We start from the raw sequence: 26,553 nt of genomic DNA, 5'->3' as shown, positions 1-26,553 counted from the left end.
CCATCTGAAAAGCAGACTTGTCCGTCTGACTTTCGGATGGCTTTTTTGTGAAATTTCGGCTTATTTCCGTAGAAGCTACTTCTGGAAGACCGTTTGTTCGGAATAAGGGACTGTGACAAGACTTTTGTCACAGTCCCCATTGTTCCTTGTGACTCAGAGTTAGATAGTAAGGACACGATCTCCCTAATACTAAGGCCAAAACGCTGAATTCACAACCTCTGATAAACGGTGTTCAATCAGCTGACCCTCGGTATTAGCTCAAAAAACGGCAAAATATGAGGAACTATTTTCCCGTTTTTTTCTCTAATACTCAGGACAAAACGCTGATTTCACAACCTCTCCTATACTTTGTTTCATTTTCCCTATACTTTGTTTATTTATTCTCATTATTGAAAGCGCTATAATTACGTTGCGAATGAATCGAAAGGGGTTTTTAGATGAAAAAACGAAAGGGGTTCAATCATTTTTTTATGAATCTATGGCGTTATAAAGCACTTGTCCTGATGGCTGTACCGGGTATGCTTTGGATGATTTTTTTCTTTTACATACCTGTAATGGCGAATGTCGTAGCATTCAAAAATTTTCATATTTCAGCAGATGGGTTCTTGGCTAGCTTGAGGGAAAGTCCTTGGGTGGGTTGGGAAAATTTCAAATTTTTATTTTCTTCGGATCAAGCATTTCTCATCACTAAAAATACAATTTTATATAATGTAGCATTTATCCTTTTGAATCTGCTGATCTCAGTCGTATTTGCAATCATTATGAGCGAGTTGAGAAATAAACGACTCGTTAAAGTTTATCAAACGATGTCCTTACTACCTTATTTTCTATCTTGGGTCATTATCAGTTACTTTGTTTACGCTTTTTTAAGTCCTGACAAAGGAATATTCAATCAGTGGATCACTGGACATGGAGGAGAAGCTGTCAATTGGTATAATGAACCGAAATATTGGCCGTTTATCTTGGTGTTCATTGGTACATGGAAAGGGATTGGTTATAACAGCATTATTTACTTTGCATCTGTTATGGGAATCGATCCGACTTATTATGAAGCTGCTATGGTTGATGGAGCTAGCAAATGGCAGCAGATCAAACATGTGACGATACCACAACTTATTCCACTAATGACGATTTTAACGATTTTAGCCGTAGGAAACATTTTCCGAGCTGATTTTGGCCTGTTTTATAACATTCCTAGGAATTCCGGTGCATTATATGATGTGACTCAAGTTTTGGATACGTATATCTACAATGGCCTGACATCCACAGGAGATTTTGGTATGACGGCTGCTGCAGGACTTTACCAATCAGTTGTCGGCTTTGTCTTGTTGATGATCACAAATACGATCGCCCGACGTTTTGATAGCGATTCTGCATTATTCTAAGGAGGAAAAAAATGAAAAAAAAGAAAGTGGAGAGAGTCCAAGTCCGCTCTTTCAATAAGACTGCTAATTTTTTCTCTAATATAATGATTGCACTCTTTGCTATTTCCTGTATTTTGCCATTTATATTTGTTATCGCCATCTCTTTTACCGATGAGTCCATATTGTCGACTCACGGGTACAGTTTTTGGCCAGAAAAGTTCAGTATATTTGGTTATACGTACTTGTTCGACCAGATGCAGGATAAAATTTTCCAAGCGCTTTTCGTCACTGTACTTGTTACTGTTTTAGGTACACTGATCAATAGCACGGCTACTTCTTTATATGCTTATGCGATTTCACGGTCAAACTTTCCATTCCGTCGTTTTTTTACCGTTTTTTGTTTGATTACGATGTTGTTCTCACCAGGGATGGTGGCCAATTATCTTGTTATGACAAATCTTCTTCAGTTAAAAGATACGATTTGGGCATTGATCTTGCCAATGGCTGTCAGTCCCTTCAATATTATTGTGATGCGCACATTCTTTAAACGTTCGGTCTCTGATTCGATTATTGAATCGGCACGGATCGATGGAGCTAGCGAACTGCGAATATTTGTTCAGATCGTTTTACCGTTAGCTGTTCCAGGTATTGCGACAATCAGTTTATTTGCCGCATTGGGTTACTGGAATGACTGGTTCAATGCTTTACTATACATCCAAGATGATAAGCTAGTTCCACTACAGTATCTTTTGATGAAAATCCAAAGTAATATTCAATATCTGACACAAAATTCAGGAGCAGGAAGCCAATTGACAGGCGGATTAGCCTCAGTTCCAGGAGAATCTGACAGAATGGCGATCGTAGTCATCTCGACGTTGCCTATTGCGATCAGCTATCCATTTTTCCAGAAGCATTTTGTCAAAGGTCTAACAATCGGCGGAGTAAAAGAATAAAGAAACAAAAATATAAATCATAAAATTAGGAGGAAGAAAAATGAAGTTATGGAAGAAACTAGCCTTTACAGGTGTTTCAGCGTTGTTGTTGGAGGCAGATGAAGTTGATGGCTTCTGTTGTTTTGTTCAAGAAAACTTTCCTGATCAGGAATGGCTGATTAGTATCGGGGAAGAGACAGATTTTTTGGACAAAATCCCTGAAACATTCCAACAAGCGAAAGACAATCTACAGTTGCATCAATTTTATGGAGATAAAGACGAGCATGTTTTTTACGCAGTACAAGCAGAAACAAAAGATCAAACCATCGATTTTTCAAGTTTCAGACGCGTGCTACAAAATAAACAATTGGAAGTCGCTCAAAAAATGATCACTGATTTTTTTGAACAGTTTCAGTTAGCAGCCATGATGCCGGAAGATATACGATATTCCAGTTTTTTACTGTTTATGGAGATTCAACGGGAATTGATTGATCTGGAAGATGAGGAATATTTACAAGGAATCGAAAAAATCCATCAGGCAAAAACGGTGCAAGAACTTCAGCAGCTACTTCTGTCATTCATCAAAAAGCATCAGAGACAGAAAAAGTACAGTGACAATGTGGAAAAAGTAATCGTAATCCTGCACCAGCATTATCAAGAACCACTTACACTCAAAGAAGTGTCAGAAAACCTGCATTTAAATGTCATGTATCTAGGACAGCTGTTCAAAAAAGAAACGAAAAAAAGTTTTTCAGCTTATTTGAACCATTTACGTATGGAAAAAGCGAAACAACTGCTTTTGCACAGTAATCAAAACATCAATGAGATAGCAAGTGAGATTGGCTACAACAACACCACGTATTTCTCTAAATTATTCAAGAAAATCGTCGGCAGATCCCCTAAAGAGTACCGAGAAAACAGTGGAGAATCATAAAAGAAAAAGCCAATGTAATGAAATAACTTATAAAAAATTGTCTAGAAATCTAATTTTTGGCTGTTCTTATTACTTGAGGCAAGGCAGCTTTTTCACGACCTCTCGATAAACGGAGTTCAAAAGCCAGTTTCTCGGTATTAAGCCAAATTTATGCAAAAATGTGAAAAGCCATTTTCACAAAATTTTTCTTAATACTCGAAACTAAACAGCTTTTTCACGACCTCTCCACTAAACGGTGTTCAATCAGCTGACCCTCGGTATTAGCTCAAAAAATGGCAAAATATGAGGAACTATTTTGCCATTTGTCTCTCTAATACTCAGGTCAGAACGCTGATTTCACAACCTCTCAATAAACGGTGTTCAAAAGCTTGCATCTGCGGTAATAAGACCAACCAAACGAAAAATATGAGGAGCTATTTTTGCTTGGTTGTTCTTATTACTTGATGCAGGGCAGCTTTTTCACAACCTCTTGTTAATTATAGTTTGATAAGGAAAAAGGCAAATCTTTTGCTTGATATTTCTTAGGGTGAGGGACGATCCCTAATTGGTAAGAGATCGTGCCGCCTTTCAGCAAATCTTGATGGGTAAAATATAATTTCGTATATTCTTTGTCCACCCGTTTGATTTTATGGATAAATTGTTGCTGCGGCCGATTAGGCGTTGCTTCAATCGTCAATTCCTTTCCATTTGACAAAAGCAAAACAGCCTTGTCAATTAATGGCATACCGATAACATATTCACCGGTTCCAGGCGTGACAGGATAAAATCCCAGACTATTGAAGATATACCAAGCGGACATACTTCCATTGTCCTCATCTCCAGGGTAACCCATTGGAGAATCGTCGAAGGTCTGAGTCATCAACTGTTTAAGCAGTGGCTGTGCCATTTCAGGTTGTCCTATATAACTGAACAAGTAAGGATAGTGAAAACTTGGCTGGTTTGAAATAGCTAATTGTCCAAATTCTATCGCGGCCATCTCACTCATTTCGTGGATCTCAAAACCATATCCTCCTGGGTCAAACGTTGGGGGCTGATTGCACAGCTCAATGAGTTTTTCTTTATATCTCTCACTGCCACCATATTTTCCGATCAGTCCTGAAAAATCGTGATAAACAGCAAAGCTGCTTTGCCAAGCACTTCCTTCTGCATAATCTTGTCCCCAACGATTAGCTGAAAATGGTTCTCTGAACTTGCCATCTTTATCTTTTGAACGCATAAATCCTGACTCATAGTCAAAGATATTTTGATAGTTCAATGATTGCTGCTGATATTTCTTCGCCATTTCCTCCTCTTCTAGTACCTTGGCAACTTGGCTAATACAAAAATCGCTATAAGCATAGTCTAATGTGTGATTGACTGATTCGTGGTAGTGATTAGGAACATAGCCATATGTCAAGTAATCTTCTGTTCCTTGTCGTCCATAATTTGGATGTTTGCTTTGAACCGTAGCACCTTTTTCCATTGCCGTTAGAAATTCAGGCATCAAGTCTCGTCGGATATCTTTTACAGCAGCATCTGCAATGACCGCATCGATCAATGTCCCAGGCATAAGTCCACGTTCATCAGGAGACAGCCATTTTGGCAAATAGCCACTTTCTCTATAGCTGTTCAAAAAACCTTCCAGCATTTCTTCGTATTTTTCTACAGCAATCAAAGAATAAAGAGGATAAACCGTTTTATACGTATCCCAAAAACCATTATTTGTATAGAGAACACCAGGTTTTATAGATCGACTAGTCGTATCATAGTGGATTTTTTGCCCACTAGGATCAATTTCATAAAATGTTTGTGGAAATAAAAACACCCGATATAAATTATGATAAAACGTCCGCAATTGTTGTTGATCATGGTGTGTGAGCTGTATACGATCAAAATAGGACTGCCATTGTTCTTGACTGTGAGCAAGGTAAGTCTCTTTGCTTTGGTTTTGTTCTAGTTCCAGGTTATAAGCTGCTTGTTCCGAGCTGATAAAAGATGTCCCAAATCGGATAGTTTGTTTTTTTGTCTGTTCAAAATACAACGGGATCGAGTCGCTATTTTTGTTGGAAACAGCTAACTCATCAATTGTTAAAGGATATTCAAATCTCAATATAAAATAAAAAGAAAAATCAGGATCTTCTGAACCAGCAAAATGTGTGATTTTTCCTTCCACTGTGTAAGGATCTATAACAAAGAGCTGATGGCGTCCCGGAAAGGATAAAAGTAAACCGCTATCATTTTTGCTGTAATCAATAGATAAGATTCCGCCATACATGCTAGGTATCAATGTAGAACAGATGCCATAACGTAATTGACAGATCGACAGATGAGTCGGGCAAAATATACTTTCTTCTGGGCGGTAAAAACTTTGAGCATGGAAAAGGGTGTTCTCCTGTAGTTTTCCATTGATCGGCGTAAACAGCATATGACTGAAATCACCCATCCAAGGACTTGGTTGATGGGTAAGACGGTAGCCTTGAAAAACGCGGTCATCAGGATGAAACCACCAGCTGCCGTTTTGATCCGTAGTTTGCGGTGCAAAATAATTCATCCCAAAAGGAACGCCAGTATAAGGCTGGCAGTTCCCATTAGAGAAATTTGGCTGATTCGCTGTTGCATGTCTAGTATCTATTTGACCGATATTCATTTTATTTCTCCTTTGTTGATTGTCTTTTGATGAATGAAACTGGAAATTTACTATCGGATGGTCGATCTTTTGTCTCTAACCAAGTGACCAAAGCATCTCCCGCAAGCTTACCTAACTGTTCAAAATCTTGTGCGATGGTTGTCAGTGGCGGGTCAACAAGAGCTGCTGCTTGGATATCATCAAATCCGATAATTGAAAAATCTTCAGGGATATGATAACCATGCTGTCTCAAGAGATTCATGGTCTGGATAGCGACAACATCGTTTTCACAAACAAAAGCAGTTACTTCATACTTAGTGATATAAGAAAGCAATTCATCTAATGTCGCGCTTTTGTCATCCAGTGAAGTGTGGAAAGTCAAACCAGCTTTGTCCAATGCTTCAAGGTAACCAAGGTAACGCTGTCGAACGGATTGTGGATGAGTCTGCGTACCAAACAAATAAGCGATTTTTGAATGACCCTGTTCGATCAAATAAGAGGCAGCAAGCGCACCGCCTTGGAAATTATCGGAAAGAACGGTAGGAAAAGGTAACTCATAGATTTTTTTATCTAATACGACGACAGGGAATTCTTTCAATGAAAGCTCAAAAAGTAAGTCAAGATGTTGTTCTGTATCAAGAGCATAATAAATCAATCCGTCAAATTCATTGATTAGCTCTTTTGCTGTTTTATTTTGTAGAAAGTCAAGCGTCGTCATCATGACATCAATCTGTTTATCTTGCATCACAGGGTTCAATCCCTTGCTAAAATCACCAACAGACAAATCAGCGACATATGGAAGAAGAAACAGAATCCGTCGTGTTTTTGTAGGAGAAGCAAGCATCTGTTCCGGAGAAGCGGATTTAACGAAACTGCCTTTCCCGCGAACGCGATAAATAAGTCCTAATTGCTCTAATTCAGTCAATGCACGTTTGGAAGTGATTCTGCTTACTTTATAGGTACGTGAAAGTTCTTTTTCAGTTGGTAGTTGGCTGTCTACAGGTAATTCACCAGTTAAAATAGCCGTTTGCAAATCATTAAATATTGTCTGGTACAATGGTTGATTCATATAAACACCTCTTAATGATATATCATATTTAAATGATACCATAATGGATGAAAAAGTAAATAAAAAGATATTTTTTTGAAAGCGTAGACATAATTGGTTGTATGAAGTATAATCTTTAAAGATATATCAAATAGAAAGAAGGTTTTATTAGTGGTTTATAAAGATATACCAAAATCGGTGCAGAAATTTATGGAAGATATCACACAAAAATGTGGGGATATCCATGCGGACTGGGCAAAGAATTTTACAGCAGCATTTGCCAATACTCTGTTGACAACAGTCAAAAAGCAAAATGACGGAACCACCTTTTTATTGACGGGAGACATTCCAGCGATGTGGTTAAGAGACTCTACTGCACAAGTTCGTCCTTATTTAGTGATTGCAAAAGAAGATGAGGAATTAGCTGACATGATCAGCGGGTTAGTCAAAAAGAAATTTTTTTATATCAATATCGATCCATATGCGAATGCCTTCAACGAAGAAGCTAACGGTGCTGGCCACCAAACAGATCATACAAAAATGAACGATTGGATCTGGGAAAGAAAATATGAAATTGATTCTTTATGCTACCCAATACAGTTGGCCTATCTTCTTTACAAAAATACAGGAAAAACTGATCAATTCAATCAATCTTTTATTGAAGGTATCAAAAAAATCTTGGACGTGTTCAAAACAGAGCAAGATCATGAACACTCTCCTTATACATTTGTACGAGACACGACAAGAAAAGAAGATACGCTGATCAATGACGGTCGAGGTGCAAAAACAGCTTTTACAGGAATGACATGGTCTGGTTTCCGTCCTAGCGATGATGCTTGCCGTTATGGATATCTGGTACCATCCAATATGTTTGCGGTGGTCGTGTTAGGTTATGTGGAAGAAATTTTTCAAACGATACTCGATGATAAAGAAATTGTACAGCAAACACAGAAATTGAAGAAAGAGATCCAAGATGGGATTCAGAATCACGGACGAACGGTTAATCAAAAAGGGCAAACGATTTATGCATATGAAGTAGATGGAATGGGAAACGCCACAGTCATGGATGACAGTAATGTGCCCAATCTGATCGCCGCACCTTACTTGGGATATTGTTCTGAACAAGAGGAAGATTATCTGCAAACAAGAAGAACATTGTTGAGTAAAGAAAATCCATATTTCTATGAAGGAAAGTACGCAAAAGGAATTGGATCCTCCCATACGCCAGAAAAATACGTTTGGCCGATTGCATTAGCTATGGAAGGAATGACAACGTCAGACAAATCTGAAAAAGAGCGGATATTGAATTTACTTGTAGCAACTGACGCAGGAACACACCTTATGCACGAAGGATTCGATGTGAACAATCCTGAAAATTATACGAGAGAATGGTTTTCTTGGGCAAATATGATGTTTTGCGAATTAGTCATGGATTACTTTGATATTAGAGTAGAAAAGTAGGAGGTATCGTAAATGAAAAAGAAAGTATATATCATTTCTCATAGCCACTGGGATCGTGAATGGTACATGGCTTACGAACAGCATCACATGCGACTGATTGAATTGATAGACGATCTACTAGAGCTATTTGAAGTTGATCCGTCCTTCAACAGTTTTCATTTGGATGGGCAAACGATTATTTTAGATGACTATCTTCAAGTAAGGCCAGAAAAAAGACAGGCAATCCAACAAGCAATCAATGAAGGAAAATTGAGAATTGGACCATTTTATATCTTGCAAGATGATTTTCTTATCAGCTCGGAATCGAACGTGAGAAATATGCTGATTGGCATGGAAGAAAGCCGTAAATTGGGAACCCCTGTCATGTTAGGCTATTTTCCCGATACATTTGGAAATATGGGACAGACGCCTCAATTAATGAAACAAGCTGGTATTTCAGCAGCAGCGTTTGGCCGTGGTGTAAAACCAATTGGCTTTGATAATCAAGTTTTGGAAGCAGAAAACTATTCTTCCCAATACTCAGAGATGTGGTGGAAAGGACCTGATCAAACAGCAATCTTTGGTCTGCTATTTGCCAATTGGTATAGCAACGGGAATGAGATTCCAGTAGAAAAAGAAGCAGCTCTTGCCTTTTGGAAGCAAAAATTAGCGGATGCAGAACAATATGCCTCTACGAACCACTTATTGATGATGAATGGTGTTGATCATCAACCGGTACAAAAAGATATATCAAAAGCAATCCATCTCGCAAATGAACTGTTTCCAGATTACGAGTTTATTCATTCTAATTTTACTGACTATCTGGAAGCAGTTCAAAAAGATGTGCCAGAAGACTTAGGCTCAGTAGAAGGAGAATTGACAAGTCAAGAAACGGATGGCTGGTATACTTTAGCCAATACAGCATCTGCTCGGGTTTACTTAAAACAATGGAATACCAAGGTCCAGCGACAGCTAGAAAATATTACAGAACCACTTGCGACGATAGCTTATGAAGTTAGTGGAAACTACCCCCATGATCAATTAGATTATGCTTGGAAGACATTAATGCAAAATCATCCTCACGACAGTATTTGCGGTTGTTCAGTCGATTCTGTCCATCGGGAAATGATACCTCGTTTTGAAAAAGCAGATGAAGTTGGAAAGTATCTTGCACAAGATTCCTTAGAACAGCTGACCGCAGCAATCGATACGACCGGATTCCCAAAAGACAGCTTTCCATTTGTCATTGTAAATACTGCAGGAATGGATAAAACTGGTGAAGCAGAAATAACCATCGAATTAGAAAGAAAAAGATTCGCTGAAGGAATACCTGAACAACTATATCAAGAGTTAGAAAATTTGCCTAAACGTAAGTATCATGTAGAAACAAAAAGTGGGGCCACTATACCAGCTATTTTATCTGAAGAAACTGTCCAATTTGGTTATGATTTGCCGAAAGACCGTTTCCGTGTGCCATATATGGTAAAAATGATCAAAGTGACTTTACCATTAGAAAACATGCCAGCATTTTCTTGGGAAACATTCGCGCTTGTAGAAGGGGAAGCGAAAGCAGAAGAAAAGGAAACAATGATTCATCAGAGTGGACGAATCATCGAAAACGGCCCTCTACATTTGACGATTGAAAAAAATGGTACCATTACAATGGAAGATCGCAAAAACAAACGAAAGTTGAATAATCTGCATATTTTTGAAGATATCGGCGATATAGGAAATGAGTATATCTTTAAACAACCTTTCTATGATCAGCCAATCCTATCCAGTAACAAAGAAAACTCTGAAGTAAAAGTATTAGTAGATACACCGGAAATAGCAAAAATAAGTATTCTACAGGAAATGGAAATCCCTGTTTCTGCAGACGAGCGTTTAGAAAAAGAACAGCAGATGGTTGTGGAATTTCGTTATCGAAAAGCAGAACGATCCAAAGAAAAACGAATCCTTCAAATAAAAACAATCATGACAATCAGAAAAGATAGTAAAAAAATCGACTTTGAAACGACTCTCGACAATCAGATGAAAGATCATCGCTTACGTGTCTTGTTTCCTACAAAGTTACATGTGGAACATCACGAAGCAGATAGTATTTTTGAAGTGGTGAAGCGCCCAAACCATGTGTCTAAAAGTTGGGAAAACCCCACGAATCCGCAACATCAGCAAGCATTTGTCAATATTCATGATGAAGAGTACGGTGTAACAGTCGGAAACTTTGGTTTGAATGAATATGAAGTAACAGAAGACGGACAAATCGCAGTGACGCTACTTCGCAGTGTGGGAGAACTAGGCGATTGGGGATATTTTCCAACACCAGAAGCACAGTGTCTAGGTGAGCATCGGTTCAATTACAGTATTGAACTACATGGACCAGAAGAAAAATTCTCTACTTATTTGCATGCATACGCAGCACAGATTCCTTTTTCCACTCAACAAATCAAACATCATGAAGGAACATTGATTTCAAAACAACAATATTTAACGATAAAAAGTGAAACGTTTGCAATTACAGCTTTGAAACGCAGCAAGTTTAGTGATAAAGTAGTAGTAAGAGGTTTCAATATGTCTAGTCATTTAGAAAAATTGGAAATAACTAAAGACAATGGAAAAACTGTCATATTGAATCTGCTTGAAGAACCAACGAAGCAAGCGGTTGTCCCAATAATCCAACCTTATGAGATTCGGACAATCGGATTCGAGGAGGAAAACGAATGTATGGCGGAATAGAAGCAGGCGGAACAAAATTTGTGTGTGCGGTTTCAGATGGTGGAGAAATTTTAGAAAAATTAAGTATCCCTACCACAACACCAGAAGAAACATTGGATCAGGTATTTGAATTTTTTGATCGTTATGAATTGAAGGGAATCGGGATTGGCTCATTCGGCCCGATCGGTATCGACAAAACAAAAGATAATTACGGATACGTTTTGGCAACTCCCAAAAAAGGGTGGGCACAATTCGATTTTCTTGGCACAATCAAGGAACGCTACAATATTCCTGCTGCTTGGACAACGGATGTCAATGCTGCTGCATATGGGGAATTGAAGCAAGGAGCAGCACAAGGAAAAAATAGTTGTATTTACCTTACCGTGGGAACAGGAATCGGTGCAGGTGTCGTGATCAATGAAGAAATTTTTTCAGGGATCGCACATCCTGAAATGGGACATATTTGGGTGAAACGCCATCCAGATGACCATTATGAAGGTACTTGTCCTTATCATAAAGATTGTTTAGAAGGATTAGCAGCAGGACCGTCTATTGAGGCACGCACAGGGATCAAAGGGCAAGATCTGCCGCAAGATCATCCTGTTTGGGCTATTCAGGCTTATTATATTGCTCAAGCACTGATCAACTATACGTTGACGTTAGCACCTGAAAAGATTATTTTAGGCGGTGGGGTAATGAATCAGGATCATCTCCTTCAAAAAATCCGTCAGCAATTTGTTGAATTGATGGGTGGTTATATGGAAACACCTCAAGTAAGTGAATATATCGTTCGTTGGGGACTGCCGAATGAAAGTGGGATTATCGGTAGTTTGCTGTTAGCAGAACACGAACATCAAAAGTAAGCAGACAAATTACACAAAAAGAACAGAGTCTTATCATTATCTGCTGATAAGACTCTGTTCTTTTTTCTTTCTATTCCCATAATCCAGGTAAAGCTTTACCGACTATTTTTTCTTGAGTAAATGGATGGATCATGTGCAGTTCTAATGCATGGAGCATCAGTCGTTCAGCTGTTCTATTTTGGTAGAGAGGGTCTCCAACGATCGGATGTCCCTTATGAGCTAAATGAACTCTGATCTGGTGTGTACGTCCGGTTTCCAAAACACAATAGACTTGTGTTTGTTCAGAAAGTACTTTGTTGACAGTGACATGTGTCAAGGCGCTCTGACCATTTTTATCATCTACGACCCTTTTTCTCCGATCATGGCGATCTCGTCCAATTTTATTGGTGATGGTCATATCTTTGGCAATTTCTCCCCATACGATGGCTTGATATCTCCGATAGATCATTTTTTGTTCCAACATTCTTCCAAGTATCGGCAAGACAAATGGATTTTTTGCAAATAAAACGGCACCGCTTGTTTCTTTGTCCAAGCGATGGACAACGTAAGGTCGTTGCTGTTTAGTGTCGAGATAAGCAGCTAAATGATTGAGCAAGGTACTGTTTTCTGTCGGTTCATTTGGATGAGTCTTCATTCCTGCAGGCTTATCAACTATAATCAAATGCTCATCTTCATGTAAAACGCGGATGTGCGCCGCATCTCCAAGCTGGACTTCTTGATAATTATAATCTGTTTCTTCGAATAACAATGTGATCTGGTCATTGCCCTTTACTTCATGATGGAACAAAGCAGGTTGTTGATTGATCCAAACGTTTTTACGTATACGCAAAAAGTGTCGAACCTTTCTAGGGACTAACCATTCCTTTTCAAGCAAGTCGCGAATCGTTGTTTCAGGATGGTTCATAGGTAAAGTGATCGTGATTTTCACAAGTGTACTCCTTTCAGTGCAATTGCAGACTAATTGTACCATTTTTAAAACATATTTAAGAAAAAACTTACATTTTTCTGTTCATTCTTATGTTACTCTACTTGCACTAACGTAAAAAAACATATTGAACTACAACTTAAGCAGGAAGAAAACACTCTTTCACTATGGTAAAATAAGACGATTGAATCGAATAGACAGGAGAAGAAGCAAATGGATTTTCAAAGCATTTTAGAAAAGATAAAAGCTGCTTTGATCAGTTTTTGGCGTTGGATCAGACCATATCTCGGACAATTCCATCGATGGCGAAAGCGCATCTGGAAAAAATATCATGTGAACAAATTGATTTTGCTGATTGGTTTGATCTGTGTCTTAGTGACAAGTATCTACCTCTTTATTTTAGCAAAACAAGCAAATGTCGAAACGTTAAAATCAGGATTAAGCCAATCGACAGTCATTTATGATAAGAAAAACGAAGAAGCTGGCACACTGTACGCCCAAAAAGGAACATATGTAGAATTAAACGCGATTTCTCCCTATATCCAAGATGCAGTAATCTCGACAGAAGATAGGAATTTTTACGAGCATCACGGGTTTGATATCAAAGGGATTGCCCGTGCAGCAGTCCGAATGGTCTTGTCTGGCGGAACATCAGGGGGCGGAGGAAGTACGATCACTCAGCAGCTTGCCAAAAATGCGTATCTGACATTAGACCAAACGTTTGATCGAAAAGCGAAGGAATTATTTTTGGCAATCGAGATCGAAAAGAAGTACAGCAAAGAAGAAATCTTGACCATGTATCTTAACAATGCCTATTTTGGCAACGGGGTATGGGGTGTCCAAGACGCTTCCAGAAAGTATTTTGGAGTAGATGCAACGAATGTTACGCTGTCTGAGGCTGCTACTTTGGCAGGAATGCTGAAAGGTCCTGGTATTTATAATCCGATCGATCACCCAGAAAATGCGAATGATCGGAAAAACACAGTACTAAGTGTAATGGAAGAAAACGGAAAAATCACAAAAGAACAAGAACAAGCAGAAAGCCAGACAGATATCAGCGCGTATCTTAATGACACATACGATAATTCAGATTCTGGTTATCGTTATCCTTATTATTTTGATGCAGTGATCGATGAAGCAGTTAACGAGTATGGTCTTGATGAAGAAGATGTCATGAATAAAGGCTATAAAATCTATACAGCTTTAGATCAGGATTATCAAAAGCAATTAGAAGCTACTTATCAAAACAGTGCATTATTCCCAGCAAATGCTTCAGATGGTGCCATGGTCCAATCTGCTTCAGTAGCTTTAGATCCGAATACAGGTGGTGTACAAGCACTAGTAGGACGAAGAGGAGATCATGTCTTTAGAGGATTCAGCTTTGCTACACAGATGCGTCGTTCACCAGGATCAACGATCAAACCATTAAGCGTATATACACCAGCACTGGAAGCTGGATACAAGCCTTCCAGTATCTTGAAAGACGAACCGCAAAGTTATTACGATGCGCATAATTTTGACGGGACATACCAAGGAGAAGTACCGATGTATCAAGCTGTTGCACAAAGTTTGAATTTGCCTGCTGTATGGCTTTTGCATGAGATCGGTTTACAAAAAGGATATGATAAAGCAGAAGAATTCGGCCTGCCTTTAGCAAAATCTGATAAGTATTATGGCTTAGCTCTTGGTGGACTGGAAAAAGGAGTATCTCCATTGATCATGGCGGGTGCTTACAGTGCATTTGCCAATGATGGTCAGATGTATACGCCGCATCTTATCACGAAAATCGTTGATTCGACTGGAGCGGTGATCGTCGATAACACAAACAAAAAACCAAAACAGGTCATATCAAAGGAAACAGCCGATGAAATGACCAGCATGCTTCTTGGTACATTTTCAAATGGAACAGCGGCTGCTGCGAATCCTGCAGGTTATACGATAGCAGGGAAAACAGGAACCACAGAAACTAATTTCGATGCCACAAAAGCAAATGACCAATGGATGATCGGTTACACACCAGACGTAGTGATTTCGACATGGATGGGTTACGAAGAATCCAGCAAGCTGCACTATTTGGAAGGGACAAGTGGAAATGTTGTCGGGAAAGTCTTCAAATCAGCGGCAGAAGGCATCCTTCCGTATACTTCAAAAACAGGATTTAGTGTAGCAGATGCCTATGCCACAGGAGGACAAGTGGTAGCTGCAGATCAAGTTGGAAACACAGGAAATTCTAATGGAGAGTCTGGAAATTGGCAAGATAACTTGAATCAATATGGTGAACAAGCAAAAGAAGGGCTGAAAAACTTCGGCGATATGGTGAAAGAAGGCGTTCAGGGAATTGGTGAAGCGGCTAAAGACCTCTGGCGGAAATATCAAGGAGAGTAGACCCTTTGAAAACGAATAACCCCATGTTACAATAGAGAGTAACTACTAAAAGAAAAGAGGGCATAACATGTCAAACATCTACGATAGCGCGAATCAAATCGAACGTGAGATCCGTGAATTACCAGAATTCAAAGCGTTGAAAGAAGCGTACGAGAAAGTACAAGCAAACGAAGAAGCACACAAACTGTTCAAAGACTTCCAAGCGATGCAAATCGAATTACAAGAAAAACAAATGAGTGGACAAGAATTCAGCGACGAAGATGCAATGAAAGCACAAGAAATGGCTGTGAAAATCCAATCAGAAGAAGTAATCAATGACTTGATGCAAAAAGAGCAAGGCTTCAGTACAATCATCAATGACTTGAACCGTATCATCATGACACCAGTTCGCGACCTTTACAGCGAATAAAACTATTTTATGAAACAACAGAGGGTGTGAAAGAGACGTTCGGCCTTGAGCGATGACAAAATTGCTTCTTATTGCCGATAGGCTATCTCTTGAACACCGTTTACCAAGAGGTCGTGAGCCTACCGTTTAGCTCTGAGTTACAAGGAACAATTTCAAAAAACAGCTTCTCATGTTTGATGACTATTGTGACTTGTGACCGAGGAGTTGGCAGGAGAACACCTTTTATTCAAAAATAGGAGCTACGACAAAAGTCTTGTCATAGCTTCTATTTTTTTGTCATTCATTTTTCAAGCGGTAGAAATAGCCTTTTTGAGCTAACAGTTCTTCGTAAGTACCTATTTCAACGATTTTTCCTTCATCGATCACAACGATTTTATCTGCCTCTTTGATCGTTGAAAGCCGATGAGCCACAATAAAAGTAGTGGGTGTTTCTGTCAGGTAATTCAGGGCCTGCTGGATTTTTTTCTCTGACTGGTTATCTAAAGCTGAGGTTGCTTCATCTAGCAAAATGATTTTTGGCTGACGTATCAACGCTCGTGCAATGGAGATACGTTGCTTTTGGCCACCAGACAGCTTGTTGCCATGTTCGCCTACTAAGGTATCTAGACCATCAGGAAGCTGTTCAATCAGTGAAGAAAGTTGCGCAGCTTCGATGACTTCATCTAAACGTTCTTTTGATACGTTTTTCAAGCCATAAGTGATGTTCTCTTTGATCGAAGCGGAGAACAACAAAGTGGTTTGAGGAACAACGGCTAAATAATTACGCACACTTCGCATATCCAATTCATCCAAAGGCTGATTATCTAGGAAAATCCTCCCTGAAGACGGCTGGATAAATCCAATCAATAAGTTAAGGAGTGTAGATTTTCCAGAACCAGATGGCCCAACAAAAGCAATTGTTTCTCCAGCTTTCACCTCTAGAGAAAAATGATCGATAATCGGCTTGAGTGAGTCCGGGTAATGAAAAGAAACATCCTCAAAACGAAAATTTCCATCCAAATGTTGGATTTTTTTCTTACCGTGATAAGTTTCTACATCGCCAGCAATCAACAGTTCGCCAATAGAAGTGATAGATTCCATGCCTTTTGAAATCGTAGGAATCAGCGTGATCATTCCAGAAACGGAATTGACGATCGTCGTGAAATACGTCTGATACATAACGACATCGCCGGGTTGGATGCGCCCTTGTAAAGCTAATATCCCAGTGAAAATCAAACAAATCAGCTGAAATATCTGAAAACTAGCCCAGCTGACTGATCCGAAAACAGATTGCAGGATATCTAAGTGGAATCCTTTTTCATAGATTTGAGTAAAATGCTTATTTAAGCGAGTTGTTTCGTGTTTTTCTAACCCATGAGCTCGAGCAATCGGTGCTAATTCGATCACTTCGATCACTTTTGCAGAAGTCTCTTCCATTTCTTGCCTGAAGTCTGAGTTGGACTGTCTGATCCTTTTACGGAAAAAGAGAGTAACGAATGCGGCGAGAGGAACAGTCAATAAGAAAAACATGAAAACAACAGGACTTTTATAAAGCGTGATACCTAAAGCTACGAATAAATTGACAGCGATATTTAATCCGCTGACAAATACTTGAGAGGACAACGTTTGGATAGCTTCTACATCACGGATGATCTTTGACTGGATTCGTCCAGATTGCAATTCTTTTTGATAAGGAATAGAAAGTTCTTGGATTTTCTTGATAAGGGTCGCTCTTAGTCCAGCTTCTACTTGACGGATCGAAGTGCTATGGTATTTTACATGAAAATAATTCGTCAATATATTTTGACCAATCAGACAAGCCATCAAAAAAGCGTTGAAATAAATGGCCTGCAACTGAGAAGAATCTTTCGATGAAGCTGCATTGATTACATTGGCAATAGCGATCGGCATTAACCAAGATGGAAGATGTTTAATAATAAAAAAGAGTCCTGACATGGCAAAACGCCAATAATTTCCCTGATAAAGATGCAGCAATGTCTGAAAAGCATTTGCATGATATTTTTGATAACTTTTCTGTATTCGTTCCTCCATAATCTTCTCCTTAACAATCTTGGTAAATAAACTGCAAGTGTTCTATTGCTTCAGGAACATAAATCTCAGGAGTAGCTTCAAGAGTGGCGTACATTAGAGGACGCTCATATTTGATATAATGCAGTACCGGGCGGAAATCTAAACAGCCCTTGCCAACAGGTACCATGCGGATCTTTCCATTTTCCATGATATAGTCTTTGAGATGAAGCGCTGTAATATAACCATGTAAATTGTCCAAGGCACCTCGGATCACTTTTTCCTGATCAGCATGATTTTCTTTATGCATCAAATTCGCACAATCTAAAATGATTTTTAAATTTTGTGAAGCTACTTCATCGATTAAACGTTTAGCTAACTGATAGTTATAGATTGGATGATTGATCCCTGCTTCAACAGCAACAGTTACGCCAAAATTTTCTGCATGAGCGACTAATTCAATGATAGAATTTCTGGCGATCTGATAAGCTTCTCCATCTTTTGCAGAAGTACTGACAGGAATGGGATATGCTGTTTGGTCGATTGATGCTTGGGGATTTGAAGAACGCGGAGGTATTTCTGAAAGCGAGTTGTTCAAACAATTTTTATTAACAGGAAAAACGTTATGGGGAATGCGTATTTATGATGTGATCAGCTTGATCGATTATTTGGAGACAAGGGAAGACACAGATACTCAACGGCTCGCAACGATTGGTCTTTCTATGGGAGGCTTATTAAGCTGGTGGGTGGCAGCATTGGATTCTCGTGTCAAAGTTTGTATTGATCTAGCAGCACAGGTGGACATCGAAACACTTTTGCTACATCGCCACCTAGATCATCATGGGTTTTATTACTATGTGCCAAATCTATTGACAGCTTATACAACGTTAGCAATCCAAGAAAAAATCGCTCCGCGCCCTCGTCTTAGCTTAGTTGGAAAAAACGATACGATGTGCTTGGACGAAGGCGTACTGAAGCTGAGAAAAGGGCTGGACAAAAAGTATCAATCAATGGGTAGTCCAGAAAACTTTTCTTCTTTTTCTTTAACAGGCGGTCATATGGAAACACAAGAAATGAGAAACATTTGGAAACAATTCATAAGGGAGCATTTATGAGGATGAAAGACAAACTGATAATTGGAAAGAATGCTATAGATACCCCGACGGATTTTGAAACTATCCAAGAAGGAATCGATTATTTGGCAGGCCTGCCGGATAGCCATCCAAAGGTCTTGATAGTAAAAGAAGGAAGATATGATGAATATATAGAAAGCAGATTATCCAATTTTAAACTTGTGGGAGCAGGAACAGTAGTTATCTCCGGTAATCGTTTTGCAAAACAGGAGTATCTTGACGGTAGCCAGTTAGGGACTTTCCGAAGTGCTACTTTTTTCTTAGAAGGATCGAATGTCGTATTAGAAAATCTTCACATCGAAAATACAGCAGGTCCAGGAGAAAAGGTAGGACAGGCTGTTGCTTTATTCAATTCAGGAGATCGCGTATCTTTAAAAAACTGTCGACTATCTGGTTATCATGATACCTTATGCACGGGTCCGTTGCCTGATTTGCAAAAAGATGGTACTCCTTTTTGTACACCGGCTTCTGCCAATCCTGAGTATTGTCGTCAGACCTATGAATATTGCTGGATTGAAGGAACGGTGGATTTCATATTTGGTGGGGCAGATGCCGTTTTTCATCAGTGTCATATCCATAGCTTAGCCAGTAAAAATCCTGGATACATCACAGCAGCATCTACGCCGAAAAATCAAAAAACAGGGTATCGTTTTGAAAGCTGTACCCTCACTGCAGAACCTGATACTAGAAACGTCTATTTAGGAAGACCGTGGCGTCCGTATGCAAATGTCTTATTTGAAGCGTGTAAGATAGGTGGGCATGTTCACCCAACTGGTTGGGATAATTGGGATGACAAGAAAAATGAACAGACTGTCAAATTCTCTGAACGTAATAACAATTATGAAACATCGATCAAAAGACCTGAATGGATACATTTAGAAAAGCAGGGGGTTCAGAAATGAAAAGAAAATGGGAACTATTGCTAGGAATGGTCGGTGGCAGTCTATCTTTGATTTTCTTTGGCGGGTTAGCAGTTACTTTAAGTAATATGTCTGCGTCAGAGTTTAAAAAAAGTTATCAGTCGCTTGCTGTAGATCATCCAACTTTGTCTTTAGAAAATACATTTGGATTATTACAGGACATGACTAGTCTGTTTGCCGTTGTGTTGTTTATTTCACTTGCTTTTTTAGCAGTAGCATTGTTTTTGACTGCTAAAGGAAAATACTTAACAACTGCCACTGGTTTGTATTTTATAACAGGATTCATATTGTTGATTGGCACTCAGTTTATTGCGTTTCCTTTTGCATTTTTTTATTTCGCAGTTGGGGCATTCAGTTTATATCGAGTAAGAATGAGAAAAGGAGCCTGAATCATGCAGACTATCAAAGTGAAAAATCCTATTTTAAGAGGATTCAATCCAGATCCTAATATATTAAGAGTGAAAGAGCGGTATTACATTATTGTCTCCTCTTTTGAATGGCTTCCAGGAATCCGAGTATATGAGTCGAAAAATTTAGTCAACTGGTCACATACAACGGATATTTTGACCACTCAAGTATCTTTGCAAGGAAATCCTACAAATGGAAGTATATGGGCGCCACAGATCAGTTATGCTGATGGATTGTTTTATCTTGTTTACACAGATGTCAAAAGTGCAGGCCGTCCGTTTAAAGATGTCCACAATTATTTGATCACTGCATCTGAGATCACAGGTCCTTGGTCCGAACCAATTTATTTAAATAGTAACGGCTTTGATCCTTCTTTGTTCCATGATCTTGAAACGGGAAAAAAATGGCTTGTCAATGAACTATGGGATTATCGTCTGGACACACCGAATAAATCCAGCGGTATCGTATTACAAGAATATGATGCAGAGAAGAAGAAGCTTGATGGTCCCATCTATAAAATATTTGCAGGTACAGAATTAGCGAAAACGGAGGCACCACATTTGTATTTTCGTAACGGGTATTATTATTTGATGACGGCAGAAGGCGGTACAGGAAGAGGACATTCAGTTACAGTTTGCCGAGCAAAGAATATTACTGGTCCTTACGAGCTTGATCCTGGTTTTCCTATGCTGACAGCTAGTGACAAACCTGCTTCTACATTGCAATGTACAGGACATGGGAGCTTAGTACAAACCCCGTCAGGAAGATGGTACATGACATATCTTTGTACCAGACCATTAAACGGTGCGGCTATTTTGGGAAGAGAAACCGCTATTCAAGAAGTGTATTGGACGTCCGACGATTGGTTAAGACTTAAAGATAGCCAGACAACTCCGATGGAAGAAATAATGATTGAGACAAATGAAGAGGTACAACAAGAAAAAGATCATCAGTTTATGGATACATTTGAAGGAGAGCTAAAGAAGAACTGGAATGCCAGACGCATTTTGCCAAATGCTGATTGGTGTGATACAAAATGTAGACCAGGTTTTTTACGTCTGATTTCCGGTGAATCTCTTCAATCTACCTTCGAACATCATTTGTTAGCTATTCGGCAAACGGATTTTACTTTTGATGCGGAGACAGCATTTGAATACATGCCTAATAATTTTAATCAGATGGCTGGACTGGTACTGTACTTAAATGAATCCAATTATATTTATTGTTATGTTACTTGGAATGAGGACAAGGGAAAATGCCTACGTATGATAGAATCAGAAAACGGAGTAGCACAAATAGAAGATTGGACGATTCCACTCACAGAAAAGAAGACTTTTTTGAAAGTCACTGTAAAGAAAGAGACAGCACAGTTTCATTTGAAAGACGTATCAACTGAAGAATGGAAGAAAGTAGGTCCGCAAAAAAACATGTGTATACTCTCAGGAGGGTTTACTGGAAATTTTATCGGGATAGCAGTGCATGATCTAAATAAAAAAGGAGGAAGTTATGCTGATTTTGAGTTTTTCAAGTATGATGGAAAAGATCATCTGTAATTTAATTCTTTAATAAATGAGGTTCACTAACTTATTTTCACTAGTTAGTGAATTTTTTTGTTTTTATATATTGTTATGTAAAAAAGTTATCAATCTTATGTATCAATGTTTTTAGATTATTTTTTGTTTTTTATCTGTCAAGATAATGCAATAAAAAGCCAACATTGTGAATATAAAAACAAGAAAAAAAGAGTTATAATTTTGAAAACGTTTACTAGAAGAGGTAGGAGGAATTCAAATGCTTTCACAAAATGCTGTTACAGCAAATACAGTAAAAAAAGAAAAAAAGGAATTTGGGATTTCCGATAAGATAGGCTACATGTTCGGTGATCTAGGTAACTGTTTTATTTTAGGTTTAGTCAATAGTTTCTTGATGATTTATTATACGAATGTTCTTGGCGTTTCAGGGGCAATCGTAGGTACGTTATTCTTGATTTCGAGAATTTTGGATGCGTTTGCTGATGTGATGGTTGGAAGATTATGTGATGTCTCAGAGTTAACAGAAGCTGGCCGATTTATTCCTTGGATCAGAAAAATGAAGTATCCATTTTGCTTAGTGACTGTCATTTTGTTTTTGCCATTCGTCCAACATCTTCCAATGACGGTGAAGATTGCTTATATTTTTGTTTCATACATTGTTTATGGGATTTTTCTCTCAACAATCAATATCCCGTATGGAGCAATGGCAGCAGCAATTAGCTCAAATCCTAATGACCGCACCTCGTTGTCCACGTTCCGAAGCATTGGTTCTGCGATTGGCGGATCAACTACAGGATTCTTCATTCCGATTTTAATGTATACCCATAACAAGAGTGGACAACAAGTCGTTTCAGGGAATCATTTCTTTTGGATTTCAATCGGATGTGCTGCAATAGCATTTGTCGCATATATGTTAACTTGTAAATTGACTACTGAAAGAGTAAGAGTTGTCAAAAACGAAAAAGTATCTGCTTCTCAGTTGGTAAAAGGTTTGTTAGCTAATCGAGCACTGATTATTTTAGTCATTGTTGACATTTTCATTGTGATCAATCAGATTTTAGCTGGGACGAATATGACTTATTTATTCAATGATTACTTCCATAATAAACAAGCAATGTCTGTTGCTCTTTTATTTACTTACGGAACAGTAGTAGTTTTAGCACCATTTGCTACAAAGCTGACAAAATTATTTGGTAAAAAGGAAGCAAGCGTATTTGCGTTACTTGCTTCTTCATGTATGTACTTGCTGATGTATTTCCTTCATATAACAAATGCATGGGTATATCTGATTCTTTTATTTATCGCTACTTTAGGATCTGGTTTATTCAATTTGATGGTCTGGGCATTCATTACTGACGTGATTGATTATCATCAATATAAGACAGGCTTAAGAGAAGATGGAACAGTATATGGAGTAAATTCTTTTGCGAGAAAAGTAGGACAAGCATGTGCAGGAGCGGTAGGCGGATTTATGCTGGCACTCATTGGTTACCAATCGTCTACAACAGGTGGAGCCATCCAATCAGTTTTAGTACAAGAAAGGATTTATACGATGGCAAACTTGTTACCAGCATTCTGCTTATTTGTATCCGCAATCATTTTGCTAGTAGGTTACCCACTGAATCGTTCAAAAACTGTATTTATTGGTGAAGAATTGAAAAAAATCAATGAAAGATAGGGAGAAACGTATTGCGGACAAAAAAAGGGATTATCAATGCTTTGAACTTTAAAACAAACGACACTCAACAAGATGATACAATAATACTGCAAAAAGCAATCGATCAAGGTGCGAAAGAACACTTACCTGTATTTATTCCAAAAGGCATTTATTTAGTCGGAGCCCTTTTTTTAAAAGATAAGAGTCATCTTATCTTTGAAGAAGGTGCAGTCCTCAAGGGGAGAACAGATATCGAAGCATTTCCAGAAATCGATACACGAGTAGCCGGCGTAGAAATGAAATGGCCAGCAGCGATTTTGAATGTTCTCTCGGCGAAAGATATTCTTATAGAAGGAAAAGGAATAATCGACGGTCAAGGAGACCATTGGTGGGAGCTGTATTGGGGAAAAGATCAAAAAAGCGGGACAAGAGCTGAATACGATCAAAAGGGACTTCGTTGGATTGCGGATTATGCTATTAAACGTCCACGCGCTTGTTTACTGTATCATGCAGAACATGTTGTTGTTCGTGATTTGATTTTTCAGAAATCAGGTTTTTGGAACTTACAAATCACTTATTCTAACGATGTATTAGTAGAAAAAGTAATCATCCGCAACAATGATGGACCAAGTACAGATGGGATTGATATTGATTCTTCAACAAATGTGCGTGTCTATGAATGTGATTTGGCCTGTGGTGATGATTGTATTGCTATTAAGTCTGGCAGAGATGGCAATGGTGCAAGAGTCAATCGAAAATCATCAAGAATCGAGGTTGCTAGATGTAAAATCCGTTCAGGATACGGTGTAACTATTGGTAGCGAAGTTAGTGCTGGAGTTAGTGACGTATATATTCACGATATCGATTTTTTTCAGTCAGACTGTGGTATTCGAATGAAATCTTCAAAAGAAAGAGGGGGAGTGATCGAAAATATCAGGGTAGAAAATCTGAATATGATTGATGTACAATTTCCTTTTTCTTGGATAATGGACTGGCATAATGAATACAATAGAAAAAATAGCAATGACCTTGCTCAAATGCCAGAAAGTTGGCAAGCGGTGGCTGAAGAAATACCTGAATCAAAGCAAATGACGAAAGTCAAAGACATACACATCAAAAACGTACAGGCATGCCTTTCTCCAGGTTACTCACTTCCTTCCCGAGCTTTTGATTTAGTAGCATTTCCTGAAAAGCCTATAGAAGATGTCTGCTTTTCTCATTGCCAAATAACTGCAAAAGAATTCGGGCGAATCGAAGCAGTACAAAACTTATGTTTCAAAAGCTGTGATTTATCTATAGAAACTGGCAATACAGCTGCAAACAATACTTTTGACAATCGTTGAAATTATAATAAGGTCAAGCTTAAATAATATTTTAGCTTGACCTTTATTTTTTTTAATGATATATTAAACAACGTTGTCGCGCTTCATTGAAACATTTTATGAAAATTCCAAAAAAGAGTTGACACATGTTTTTAGACGTGATAAGATAACTAAGTCGTTAAAAAGAACCACTTGCGAAGCTTGATTCTATCGAAAAAAACTTTAAAAAAGTTCTTGACAAATAACAAACGATAAGTTATGATAAATGAGTTGCTGAAAGATTTCGAAAAACGGAATCGAAAAAAACTTTTAAAAAAGAGTTGACAATCGCTTGTCTTTCTGATATGGTATAAAAGTTGCTACGGCAGCCAAAAACGAATCGGGAAACACTCCCGATGAAGTAGACCTTTGAAAACTGAACAAAGTAAGACAAACCAAATGTGTAGGGCGTCTTGATTCAATTCAAGACAACAAACATTTTTAACAAGCAAGCAATATGCTAGCAAACAAATTGAGCTTAACAATCGCAAGATTGTTCGAACTTTTTATGAGAGTTTGATCCTGGCTCAGGACGAACGCTGGCGGCGTGCCTAATACATGCAAGTCGAACGCTTCTTTTTCCACCGGAGCTTGCTCCACCGGAAAAAGAAGAGTGGCGAACGGGTGAGTAACACGTGGGTAACCTGCCCATCAGAAGGGGATAACACTTGGAAACAGGTGCTAATACCGTATAACAATCAAAACCGCATGGTTTTGATTTGAAAGGCGCTTTCGGGTGTCGCTGATGGATGGACCCGCGGTGCATTAGCTAGTTGGTGAGGTAACGGCTCACCAAGGCCACGATGCATAGCCGACCTGAGAGGGTGATCGGCCACATTGGGACTGAGACACGGCCCAAACTCCTACGGGAGGCAGCAGTAGGGAATCTTCGGCAATGGACGAAAGTCTGACCGAGCAACGCCGCGTGAGTGAAGAAGGTTTTCGGATCGTAAAACTCTGTTGTTAGAGAAGAACAAGGATGAGAGTAACTGTTCATCCCTTGACGGTATCTAACCAGAAAGCCACGGCTAACTACGTGCCAGCAGCCGCGGTAATACGTAGGTGGCAAGCGTTGTCCGGATTTATTGGGCGTAAAGCGAGCGCAGGCGGTTTCTTAAGTCTGATGTGAAAGCCCCGGCTCAACCGGGGAGGGTCATTGGAAACTGGGAGACTTGAGTGCAGAAGAGGAGAGTGGAATTCCATGTGTAGCGGTGAAATGCGTAGATATATGGAGGAACACCAGTGGCGAAGGCGGCTCTCTGGTCTGTAACTGACGCTGAGGCTCGAAAGCGTGGGGAGCAAACAGGATTAGATACCCTGGTAGTCCACGCCGTAAACGATGAGTGCTAAGTGTTGGAGGGTTTCCGCCCTTCAGTGCTGCAGCTAACGCATTAAGCACTCCGCCTGGGGAGTACGACCGCAAGGTTGAAACTCAAAGGAATTGACGGGGGCCCGCACAAGCGGTGGAGCATGTGGTTTAATTCGAAGCAACGCGAAGAACCTTACCAGGTCTTGACATCCTTTGACCACTCTAGAGATAGAGCTTCCCCTTCGGGGGCAAAGTGACAGGTGGTGCATGGTTGTCGTCAGCTCGTGTCGTGAGATGTTGGGTTAAGTCCCGCAACGAGCGCAACCCTTATTGTTAGTTGCCATCATTCAGTTGGGCACTCTAGCAAGACTGCCGGTGACAAACCGGAGGAAGGTGGGGATGACGTCAAATCATCATGCCCCTTATGACCTGGGCTACACACGTGCTACAATGGGAAGTACAACGAGTTGCGAAGTCGCGAGGCTAAGCTAATCTCTTAAAGCTTCTCTCAGTTCGGATTGCAGGCTGCAACTCGCCTGCATGAAGCCGGAATCGCTAGTAATCGCGGATCAGCACGCCGCGGTGAATACGTTCCCGGGCCTTGTA

Annotated in this window: 16 protein-coding genes, 1 rRNA gene and 3 pseudogenes (1 of these 20 only partly in view); 15 read left to right on the top strand and 5 right to left on the bottom strand. The window is 39.3% G+C overall.

The features are described from left to right. Window positions 1-437: 437 nt before the first annotated feature. From RBL01_RS11465 to RBL01_RS11455, 3 genes and pseudogenes are all read left to right on the top strand, one after another. Window positions 438-1,385, top strand: a complete 948-nt coding sequence (locus RBL01_RS11465; RefSeq protein ID WP_002285971.1) for an ABC transporter permease — start codon at window positions 438-440, stop codon at window positions 1,383-1,385. An 11-nt stretch (window positions 1,386-1,396) separates the two neighbouring features. Continuing rightward, entirely contained in the window at window positions 1,397-2,317 is a 921-nt protein-coding gene (locus tag RBL01_RS11460; RefSeq protein ID WP_307780878.1) for a carbohydrate ABC transporter permease, read from the top strand. Between the two features lie 82 nt (window positions 2,318-2,399). Beyond that, window positions 2,400-3,230, top strand: a pseudogene (locus RBL01_RS11455) (helix-turn-helix transcriptional regulator); the annotation flags it as partial. Between the two features lie 472 nt (window positions 3,231-3,702). Here the strand turns inward: RBL01_RS11455 and RBL01_RS11450 are convergent. Beyond that, the gene (locus tag RBL01_RS11450) at window positions 3,703-5,856 is read right to left on the bottom strand and encodes a GH92 family glycosyl hydrolase (protein ID WP_002319604.1); all 2,154 of its coding nucleotides are present in this window, start codon (window positions 5,854-5,856) and stop codon (window positions 3,703-3,705) included. A 1-nt stretch (window position 5,857) separates the two neighbouring features. Further along, window positions 5,858-6,904 (bottom strand): GntR family transcriptional regulator, encoded by a 1,047-nt coding sequence (locus tag RBL01_RS11445; protein ID WP_002319605.1) that lies wholly within the window; start codon window positions 6,902-6,904, stop codon window positions 5,858-5,860. A gap of 150 nt (window positions 6,905-7,054) precedes the next feature. Between RBL01_RS11445 and RBL01_RS11440 the strand changes: the two genes are divergently transcribed. Genes RBL01_RS11440 through RBL01_RS11430 form a run of 3 tightly spaced genes read left to right on the top strand, consistent with a single transcriptional unit; the run spans window position 7,055 to window position 11,901 of the window. Continuing rightward, complete coding sequence (locus RBL01_RS11440; protein ID WP_307780877.1) at window positions 7,055-8,344, top strand: glycoside hydrolase family 125 protein; 1,290 nt, start codon at window positions 7,055-7,057, stop codon at window positions 8,342-8,344. Window positions 8,345-8,356: 12 nt separating this feature from the next. After that, window positions 8,357-11,059, top strand: coding sequence for an alpha-mannosidase (locus RBL01_RS11435; RefSeq protein WP_038809734.1), 2,703 nt, complete (start codon window positions 8,357-8,359; stop codon window positions 11,057-11,059). Next, window positions 11,044-11,901, top strand: a complete 858-nt coding sequence (locus RBL01_RS11430; RefSeq protein ID WP_002285988.1) for an ROK family protein — start codon at window positions 11,044-11,046, stop codon at window positions 11,899-11,901. The genes RBL01_RS11435 and RBL01_RS11430 overlap by 16 nt, the downstream gene beginning before the upstream one ends. A gap of 70 nt (window positions 11,902-11,971) precedes the next feature. Here RBL01_RS11430 and RBL01_RS11425 read toward each other — a convergent pair whose 3' ends face one another. Beyond that, window positions 11,972-12,829: an RluA family pseudouridine synthase gene (locus RBL01_RS11425; protein ID WP_002297741.1), complete on the bottom strand. Its 858-nt coding sequence runs from the start codon at window positions 12,827-12,829 to the stop codon at window positions 11,972-11,974. A 210-nt stretch (window positions 12,830-13,039) separates the two neighbouring features. On the opposite strand from RBL01_RS11425, the gene RBL01_RS11420 reads away from it, so the two are divergent. Together RBL01_RS11420 and RBL01_RS11415 are read left to right on the top strand one after the other, a co-directional pair. After that, window positions 13,040-15,211 (top strand): PBP1A family penicillin-binding protein, encoded by a 2,172-nt coding sequence (locus RBL01_RS11420; RefSeq protein ID WP_002319608.1) that lies wholly within the window; start codon window positions 13,040-13,042, stop codon window positions 15,209-15,211. A gap of 67 nt (window positions 15,212-15,278) precedes the next feature. Continuing rightward, complete coding sequence (locus tag RBL01_RS11415) at window positions 15,279-15,620, top strand: YlbF family regulator (protein WP_002285994.1); 342 nt, start codon at window positions 15,279-15,281, stop codon at window positions 15,618-15,620. A 276-nt stretch (window positions 15,621-15,896) separates the two neighbouring features. On the opposite strand, the gene RBL01_RS11410 is transcribed toward RBL01_RS11415, so the two are convergent. Further along, entirely contained in the window at window positions 15,897-17,651 is a 1,755-nt protein-coding gene (locus RBL01_RS11410; RefSeq protein ID WP_002376129.1) for an ABC transporter ATP-binding protein, read from the bottom strand. Window positions 17,652-17,661: 10 nt separating this feature from the next. Then, window positions 17,662-18,120, bottom strand: a pseudogene (locus RBL01_RS11405) (sugar phosphate isomerase/epimerase family protein); the annotation flags it as partial. Between RBL01_RS11405 and RBL01_RS11400 the strand changes: the two are divergent. The 7 genes and pseudogenes from RBL01_RS11400 to RBL01_RS11370 all read left to right on the top strand — a co-directional run. Further along, window positions 18,116-18,742: pseudogene (locus tag RBL01_RS11400) on the top strand (dienelactone hydrolase family protein); the annotation flags it as partial. The pseudogenes RBL01_RS11405 and RBL01_RS11400 sit on opposite strands and share 5 nt — an antisense overlap. After that, on the top strand, window positions 18,739-19,662 hold the full coding sequence (locus RBL01_RS11395) for a pectinesterase family protein (RefSeq protein ID WP_002319613.1): 924 nt from the start codon (window positions 18,739-18,741) through the stop codon (window positions 19,660-19,662). The pseudogene RBL01_RS11400 and the gene RBL01_RS11395, both read left to right, overlap by 4 nt. Then, on the top strand, window positions 19,659-20,069 hold the full coding sequence (locus RBL01_RS11390; RefSeq protein ID WP_307780876.1) for a DUF4064 domain-containing protein: 411 nt from the start codon (window positions 19,659-19,661) through the stop codon (window positions 20,067-20,069). Before RBL01_RS11395 ends, RBL01_RS11390 begins: the two co-directional genes overlap by 4 nt. A gap of 3 nt (window positions 20,070-20,072) precedes the next feature. Further along, window positions 20,073-21,641, top strand: a complete 1,569-nt coding sequence (locus tag RBL01_RS11385; RefSeq protein WP_307780875.1) for a glycoside hydrolase family 43 protein — start codon at window positions 20,073-20,075, stop codon at window positions 21,639-21,641. 238 nt (window positions 21,642-21,879) lie between these two features. Further along, on the top strand, window positions 21,880-23,298 hold the full coding sequence (locus tag RBL01_RS11380; protein ID WP_002297765.1) for an MFS transporter: 1,419 nt from the start codon (window positions 21,880-21,882) through the stop codon (window positions 23,296-23,298). Between the two features lie 11 nt (window positions 23,299-23,309). Continuing rightward, entirely contained in the window at window positions 23,310-24,620 is a 1,311-nt protein-coding gene (locus RBL01_RS11375) for a glycoside hydrolase family 28 protein (protein WP_002294496.1), read from the top strand. A 522-nt stretch (window positions 24,621-25,142) separates the two neighbouring features. Continuing rightward, window positions 25,143-26,553 (top strand): 16S ribosomal RNA (locus tag RBL01_RS11370); it runs 148 nt beyond the window's last position.

The organism is Enterococcus sp. SB12, from assembly GCF_030910025.2.
Classification (GTDB): Bacteria; Bacillota; Bacilli; order Lactobacillales; family Enterococcaceae; genus Enterococcus_B; species Enterococcus_B faecium.
This window is presented reverse-complemented; position numbering and strand designations above follow the sequence as displayed.

What these genes read in the sequence shown, in the direction of transcription:
- RBL01_RS11465 (WP_002285971.1), top strand. Translation starts at nt 438, where the DNA reads ATGAAAAAACGAAAGGGGTTCAATCATTTTTTTATGAATCTATGGCGT.
- RBL01_RS11460 (WP_307780878.1), top strand. Translation starts at nt 1,397, where the DNA reads ATGAAAAAAAAGAAAGTGGAGAGAGTCCAAGTCCGCTCTTTCAATAAG.
- RBL01_RS11450 (WP_002319604.1), bottom strand. Translation starts at nt 5,856, where the DNA reads ATGAATATCGGTCAAATAGATACTAGACATGCAACAGCGAATCAGCCA.
- RBL01_RS11445 (WP_002319605.1), bottom strand. Translation starts at nt 6,904, where the DNA reads ATGAATCAACCATTGTACCAGACAATATTTAATGATTTGCAAACGGCT.
- RBL01_RS11435 (WP_038809734.1), top strand. Translation starts at nt 8,357, where the DNA reads ATGAAAAAGAAAGTATATATCATTTCTCATAGCCACTGGGATCGTGAA.
- RBL01_RS11430 (WP_002285988.1), top strand. Translation starts at nt 11,044, where the DNA reads ATGTATGGCGGAATAGAAGCAGGCGGAACAAAATTTGTGTGTGCGGTT.
- RBL01_RS11420 (WP_002319608.1), top strand. Translation starts at nt 13,040, where the DNA reads ATGGATTTTCAAAGCATTTTAGAAAAGATAAAAGCTGCTTTGATCAGT.
- RBL01_RS11415 (WP_002285994.1), top strand. Translation starts at nt 15,279, where the DNA reads ATGTCAAACATCTACGATAGCGCGAATCAAATCGAACGTGAGATCCGT.
- RBL01_RS11410 (WP_002376129.1), bottom strand. Translation starts at nt 17,651, where the DNA reads ATGGAGGAACGAATACAGAAAAGTTATCAAAAATATCATGCAAATGCT.
- RBL01_RS11395 (WP_002319613.1), top strand. Translation starts at nt 18,739, where the DNA reads ATGAGGATGAAAGACAAACTGATAATTGGAAAGAATGCTATAGATACC.
- RBL01_RS11390 (WP_307780876.1), top strand. Translation starts at nt 19,659, where the DNA reads ATGAAAAGAAAATGGGAACTATTGCTAGGAATGGTCGGTGGCAGTCTA.
- RBL01_RS11385 (WP_307780875.1), top strand. Translation starts at nt 20,073, where the DNA reads ATGCAGACTATCAAAGTGAAAAATCCTATTTTAAGAGGATTCAATCCA.
- RBL01_RS11380 (WP_002297765.1), top strand. Translation starts at nt 21,880, where the DNA reads ATGCTTTCACAAAATGCTGTTACAGCAAATACAGTAAAAAAAGAAAAA.